Genomic DNA, 6,320 nt, shown 5'->3' with positions numbered 1-6,320 from the left:
GGGCCGACCCAAGACATCCCCGGCGCGTGGCCGGGTCGCCGCCTCCCTCAGCTGGCCCAGCGGCCAGTGAAGAACAGCCACGACCAGACCGCCTGGACGGCCAGTGCGGCGAGCACCAGCACACCGATCAGGACGGCGCGCCAGGCAGGGAGGCGTCCCCTCGACGCGGGGATGCGGCCGAGCTCCGTCCACAACGGGAACCACAGCAGGACCGCCCTGTTCACGCTCATGAACCAGTAGGACGTACCGAACGCGACCACCTGGAGCCCGACCCAGGTCGCCTCCCCCCAGCGCCGCCGCACGAGGCACACGAGCGTGACCACCAGCCCCACGGCCATGCTGATGATCTCGGCGAGGAACACCCAGTGCCATTCCGGGTGGTCGGCGTACGCCCCGGGCTCGAGGACGGACAAGGTGTGCCGCAGCGATTCCCACGGCCAGGCGAAGCCGCGCGCCCAGCCGGCCTCCTGCGCGTCCAGCCAGGCCGTCCAGCTTCCGGTGATCACGTACAGGTAGCCCAGGTAGGCGGCGACCACGGAGACCGGAACCGCCAGCCAGAGCAGCCGGCGGCCACGGACCCGCGGCGCGCCGGCCTGGGTGAGCGCGAGGACGGCGAGGGCCGCGATCAGAAACACCCCCGAGACGCGGACGGACGCCGCGACCGCGGCGAGAACGGCGGCCGCACCCCACTGCTTCGCGCTCGCCCGCTCCCACGCCCAGAAGGCCGCAGCGCAGAAGACCGCCTCGGTGTAGGGCACCACGGTGAACACCGCGGTCGGCGCCAGCAGCCAGGCGATCGCCGCCGGCGCCCCGCCCAACCGGTAGAGGGCAGCGGTCGCGAGGCCGGACGCGGCGAGCGCCAGCGCGATGGCCGCCCCCAGCGGGGGCACCCCGGTCGAGGACACCAGCCGCACCAGCAGCGGCCAGCCGGGGAAGAATGCGATCGAGTTCGCCTCCGCGTACCCGTTCGCCGCGATGCCGAGGTAGTGCGCGACATCCCAGTTGCCGAACACGCCGGAAGCGCTGCGGTGATCGCGCAGCATCACCCACGCCGCGACCACGAGGATCACGAGCCGGGTGCCGAACCAGGCCTGGACGACCAGCCGCGCGTCGGCTCCCGTCCGAGCCCGGCGCCGCGACGACCGGCCGGGCCGGCGCGAGGCCACCGTCGCGCTCATCGAAGGGCCCCGCGGCGCCGTTCGGGGGAGCGCACCGCAGGAGAAGAACGTCGTGGTGTCCTCATGTCGCGGCCAGGCCGCGGGTCAGCCGCGTCACCCAGGCCGCGTCGGGGGCCTCGTCCAGGACGCCGCCGTCCGGGTCGTCGAGACCGCCGGCGCGCACGATGTCACGGCGGGGGTCGAACATGTCCCGCACCACCCGGCCGCAGATCCACAGCTGCACGCCGATCCGCACGAGGATTGCCAGCACGTAGAGCCGGTGGTCGCCCGCGCCGTTGGACAGCTGGTTGTCGAGGTGCCCCCACACCGCCGCGAAGTAGGCGGTCTCCGCGATCGAGAAGGCGATCCAGTCCGTCCAGCGTGGCCGGGCGAGCACGAGCAGCGGCAGCAGCCACAGCACGTACTGCGGCGAGTACACCTTGTTCACCACGAGGAAGAGGGTGACGATCAGGAACGCCCCCTGGGCGAAGCGGGGACGCCGTGGCGCCAGCAGCAGCAGCGCGCAGATGGCGATCGTGCCGGCCACCATCAGCGCGGCCTCCAGTCGCGACACCGACTCGATGTCGATACCGATCAGGCTCAGCGCGTACCAGATCGAGCCCAGGTCGCCGCCGCGGTCGGCGTTGAACGTCCAGAAGTTCAGCCACCCCTCGGGCGCGGCGAGGTAGACCGGCAGGTTCACCGCCACCCAGGACGCTGCCGTGCCGAGGTAGGCGAGGGCCAGCGCCTTGAACCGGCTGGACCGCAGACACAGCACGGTGAGCGGCACCAGCAGCAGGAGCGGGTAGAGCTTCGCCGCGATCCCCAGCCCCAGCCAGAAGCCGGCCCAGAACGGCTTGCGCCGCGACCAGGCCAGGATCGCCAGCCCGGTCATGGCGAGGACCAGTGCGTCCCAGTTGACCAGGCCTGCGGTCAGGATGGCCGGGGACGCTGCGATCATCAGCGCATCCCACGGCCTGCTCATCCGCAGGTGTGCCCAGATCAGCACCCCCATCAGCACGAACAGGAGCACGGCGTTGATCCCGAAGAACAGGTTCGTGGCGTGGGCGACCTCGTCGCTGCTCAGACCCGGCTCGCTCTTCCCGCCGAGGAACACGACCAGCCGCCGGCAGAACTCCATGAAGGCGCCGGTCAGCACCGGGTACTCCAGGTCGGTCTGGAGGAAGGGGACCAGGCCGTCCTTGAGCCCACGCCAGTAGTAGAGGATCGGGATGTCGGAGTAGCACATCCAGGGCAGGTACTGGTCGCTGCTGCTGCGGCAGGGCACCTGCCTGACCATCACGATCAGCCAGGAGACGGTGAGGGTGAGGAAGGCGAACGGCGCGGGCCTGAACCACGTCCCGGTGGGGCGGGCGTGCCGCCCCATCGGACCACCGAGGACCCTCGACAGGGCCGGTGCGGGGCTGGTCACGCCGCGATCCTAGGGCGAGAAGTCCTGACCGGCGACCAAGGACGGACCGCGGCCGGGCGCGGCGACTCCCCGGAGGTGTGGACGCGACATCCGGGCACGCGCTACGGGCCCCCGGTCGAGGTGCTGGTCGGCTTCGGCTCGCTGGTCTTCGTCGGCTCGGTCGACGGCTCGGTCGTGGTCGGGTCGGTCGTCGGCTCGGTCGTCGGGGTCTCGGTCGCGGTCGGGGTCTCGGTCGCGGACGGCGTCGAGGACGCGGTCGCCTTGGCCGTGTGGGTCTTCTTCGCCGTGGGTGCCTGCGTGGACGTCCGCGACGTGGCCGGCTCGAAGGCGACCTTGTCCTTTCCGTCCATCGCGACCTTCATGTAGTCCAGCCAGGTGGACAGCGGCCAGGTCGCCCCGTAGAAGCCCGAGCCCAGGTCGCTCGTGCCCTGCTTGCCCTTCACGTACATGACGGCGGTGGTGACCTGCGCGGTGAAGCCGACGAACCACGCCGCTCTGGTCTCGCGGACGGTCGTCGTGCCATAGGCGGTCTTCTTCTCGACCCCGTAGCCCACCGTTCCGGTCTTGCCCGCGACCGGGTAGCCGAGATAGGCGGCCCGCGAGCCGGTGCCGTCCTGGGTCACCTTGGTGAGCGCCTGGGTGGTGTCGACCGCGACGTCCATGTCGATGGTCTGGCTGCCCTCGGTGTCGGCGGTGTAGGTCTTGTCCCCGTTGGACTCGTACACCTCCGCGACGACGTGCGCGTCCCTGCGGAGGCCCTGGTTGGCGAAGGTCGAGTAGGCGGCCGCCTGGTTCAGCGGGCTGACCTCCGTGTTGCCGAGGGCGATCCGGTTGCTCAGGTCCCAGTGGCCCCCGTCCGGGACGCCGGCGTCCTCCGCCATCTGCTGCACCTGGGACGGGCCGTCGTCGAGCTGCGTGACGAGGTCGACGAACGCCGAGTTGACCGAGTGGGTGAGCGCGTACTGCATGGTGATCGTGCCGAAGTTCCCGTCGGCGTTGCGGACGGGAACCCGGTCGCCCTTCGGGGTGAAGGAACTGCCGTTGAGCTTGTCGGTGAAGGTCCAGCCGTTCGCCAAGGCCGTGGCGAAGGCGTAGGTCTTGAAGGTCGAGCCGGTGGGACGCGGGTTGGTCGCCCAGTTCCACTGGCTCTCCAGGAAGTCGGGGCCGCCGTACAGCGCGAGCACCCCTCCGGTGGCGTTGTCGATGGACGCCAGGCCCGCGTGCAGGTTCTTGGCCGCCTTCTTGGTGCCCGCTGCCTGGAGCGTCATCTTCTGGGCGGCCTCGACGGCCGCGTCCTGGGCGGTGGCGTCGAAGGTGGTGACGACCTTGAGGCCGCCCCCGTTGATCTGTTCCTCGGTGAAGCCGTTCGCCAGCAGCTCGTTCTTCACCATGGTGAGCAGGAACCCCTTGGGGCCGCCGAAGGCGGAGTCCTTGGCGACCTTCGGGAACTTGGGGAGCTTGTCGTAGATCTTCGCCCGCTCGGCAGCGGTGATCGCGTTCATCTCGACCATGCCGTTGAGGGTGTACTGGTACCGCTCGAGGAGGTCGGCGGCCTGCTGCTTGCCGCTGGCCGGATCCAGGTTGCCCGGCGAGTTCACGATCGCCGCCAGCGCGACCGACTGGGCGAGGGTCAGCTTGGCCGCCGACACCTTGAAGTAGGCCTGCGCGGCCGCCTCGATGCCGTACGCCCCGCGTCCGAAGTACACGGTGTTCAGATAGCCCTCGAGGATGTCCTGCTTGCTGAGCTCCTGGCCCATCTTGGCCGCCAGCAGCAACTCCCTCGCCTTCCGGGTGAAGCTGTGCTCGGAGGAGAGGTACATGACCTTGATGTACTGCTGGGTGATGGTGGAGCCGCCGCCGGTGGCGGTCGCGTCCGCGGGGGACAGCCCGACCAGGCCGAGCGCCGCCCGGAGCAGACCGGTGGCGGAGATGCCGGGGTCGGTCCAGAAGGTGCGGTTCTCGGCGGCGACGATCGCGTCCTTGACGTGCTGCGGCATGTCCGCGTAGCTGATCGACTGCCGGTTCTGCACCTGGAACGAGCCGATCTTCGTCCTGCCGTCCTTGTAGTACACGAAGGTGGTGTTGGTGCTGAAGTCGGAGTTGGGGTCGGGCAGCTTGATCGAGGTGTAGGCGTAGGCCACCACACCGGCGCCGATCACACCGACGACGAGGACGAGCGAGAGGATCCACAACGGGATGCGCACCCACAGGCTGCGCTTCTTCCTCCCCTTCCGGGTCGTCTTCGCCGTCGGGGCGTTCCGCGTCCCCGCGGATCGCTTGGGGTCAGCCATAGATGTCCTCGACGGTGGCCTGGCGGCGGGGGGGCCGGCGCTTCACGCCGTCGCCGAGGAGGTAGGCGGAGATCATGTGGTTCCAGCCGCAGCCCGTGCACACTTCCACGACGCACACCTTGAACTCGCCGTACTCGTTCTCCATCTCGTCCAGTTCGGGGGTCGACTTGATCCGTCCGGAGTACTGCCCGAGCTGGTCGCCGAACACGTAGTTCAGGTTCATCAGGCGGGACGCGTCGCAGATCGGGCAGGGCAGGGCCGACTCCTCGCCGTGGTGCAGAGCCGCCCGCAGCAGCAGCGGGTCGGCGTCGCACACATCGGCGCCCTCCAGGGAGCGTTGGGGACGCCGCAGCGCCTGCAGCGTGTTGCGCCGCTGCAGGGCGTAGTCGACCTCTTCGCGCCGGGACCACATGGGTTCAAGCGTAGATGCCCCGTTCCAATTGGGCGATTCAGTGGCTTGGGTGCGCGCTCGGCGAGGGTGTCGTGAGAGGAATCGCCCCCGCTGTGGTCGGGGCGCTCGCCACCGCTGCGCACGACCGGTCGAGGGTGCGATTCCTCTTATCACCCCGCCCCTGCCGGTTTGGGCGCTCCCCTCGCAGGATGCGAGAATGACGCCGCACGGGGCATTAGCTCAGTTGGTAGAGCACCTGCTTTGCAAGCAGGGGGTCAGGGGTTCGAATCCCCTATGCTCCACCCCGGTTCCGGAGCCGGGTGCTCGTGATCGCCGGGCGTCCGACGTAGGGGTCAGGAACCGACGTGGTGCGTCCCGATCCGGGTGGTGCCGTCGGACGTGAAGACGGGCACGTCCCAGCCGTGCGGGTAGTTCCGGTCACGCTGCCTCTGGAGTTCGACGGCTTCGGCGGGGCTGGTGGGCTGCCCGGGATGATCGGGGCTGAAGGCGTCGAGGTCCACCCGACGGCTGTAGCCATCGATGTCCCGGCCGCTGCTGTCGACTCCCGAGACCGCGACCAGGTCCGGCTCACCCTGCGCAGCGCCGCTCATCCCGTAGGTCTGGCCGTTCGCGTTCACTCCCAACCGGGTCTGCACCTGCGCGAGGAACTGGATCGAGGCGGACGCCTTCCCGCCACCGCTGGTGCCGAAGAAGAAGTGAGTGACCTCGCTGGTGAGTTCGAAGTCCTGCCAGGCGACCCCGTGGACCGCCCCGACGTCCTCCTTTCCGCACGCCACCGAGGGGTTGTTCCCGCGGGCGTCGGGGCCAAAGCTGATCCGCCCCGCACTCAGGCACGTGACGGTCACCCGGGCATGGGTCGCGCCCTCCGGCCTGGTGCCGACGTCGTACCGGGTGGGATCCACGACCCGCACCGTGACCGGGCTGCCGAGCAGGGTGGTCAGCGGCGAGCCGGGGACCACTCCCGCGGGCGCCGCGGCGTAGCCGTCCGGGCCTGCGACGGTCGGTGGCGCGGCCGGGTACCCGCCCGG

General features: G+C 70.1%; 5 protein-coding genes and 1 tRNA gene. 1 reads left to right on the top strand and 5 read right to left on the bottom strand.

Annotated elements, in window-relative coordinates; all coding sequences use genetic code 11:
* Positions 1-47 precede the first annotated feature (47 nt).
* The 4 genes from QM633_RS06690 to QM633_RS06675 all read right to left on the bottom strand — a co-directional run bounded on the left by QM633_RS06690 (position 48) and on the right by QM633_RS06675 (position 5,292).
* Positions 48-1,178 (bottom strand): mannosyltransferase family protein, encoded by a 1,131-nt coding sequence (locus QM633_RS06690; protein ID WP_415152959.1) that lies wholly within the window; start codon positions 1,176-1,178, stop codon positions 48-50.
* 61 nt (positions 1,179-1,239) lie between these two features.
* Positions 1,240-2,589 carry a glycosyltransferase family 87 protein gene (locus tag QM633_RS06685; RefSeq protein ID WP_415152958.1) on the bottom strand — a complete coding sequence of 450 codons (1,350 nt, stop codon included), beginning with the start codon at positions 2,587-2,589 and terminating at the stop codon, positions 1,240-1,242.
* 101 nt (positions 2,590-2,690) lie between these two features.
* The gene (locus QM633_RS06680) at positions 2,691-4,880 is read right to left on the bottom strand and encodes a transglycosylase domain-containing protein (protein ID WP_415152957.1); all 2,190 of its coding nucleotides are present in this window, start codon (positions 4,878-4,880) and stop codon (positions 2,691-2,693) included.
* A complete protein-coding gene (locus QM633_RS06675) occupies positions 4,873-5,292 on the bottom strand; it encodes a DUF5318 family protein (protein ID WP_415152956.1) in 420 nt (139 codons plus the stop codon). Before QM633_RS06675 ends, QM633_RS06680 begins: the two co-directional genes overlap by 8 nt.
* 208 nt (positions 5,293-5,500) lie before the next feature.
* Here QM633_RS06675 and QM633_RS06670 point away from each other — a divergent pair.
* Positions 5,501-5,573 (top strand) — tRNA-Ala (locus QM633_RS06670).
* A 51-nt stretch (positions 5,574-5,624) separates the two neighbouring features.
* On the opposite strand, the gene QM633_RS06665 is transcribed toward QM633_RS06670, so the two are convergent.
* The coding region (locus QM633_RS06665; RefSeq protein ID WP_415152955.1) for a hypothetical protein at positions 5,625-6,320 on the bottom strand (696 nt) is incomplete at its 5' end.

The organism is Propionicimonas sp. (assembly GCF_047606205.1).
In the GTDB taxonomy this organism is placed as follows: domain Bacteria; phylum Actinomycetota; class Actinomycetes; order Propionibacteriales; family Propionibacteriaceae; genus Propionicimonas.
Note: the sequence above shows the minus strand (reverse complement) of the source record. Positions and strands in the feature narration are given on the sequence as shown.

What these genes read in the sequence shown, in the direction of transcription:
- QM633_RS06690 (WP_415152959.1), bottom strand. Translation starts at nt 1,178, where the DNA reads ATGAGCGCGACGGTGGCCTCGCGCCGGCCCGGCCGGTCGTCGCGGCGC.
- QM633_RS06680 (WP_415152957.1), bottom strand. Translation starts at nt 4,880, where the DNA reads ATGGCTGACCCCAAGCGATCCGCGGGGACGCGGAACGCCCCGACGGCG.
- QM633_RS06675 (WP_415152956.1), bottom strand. Translation starts at nt 5,292, where the DNA reads ATGTGGTCCCGGCGCGAAGAGGTCGACTACGCCCTGCAGCGGCGCAAC.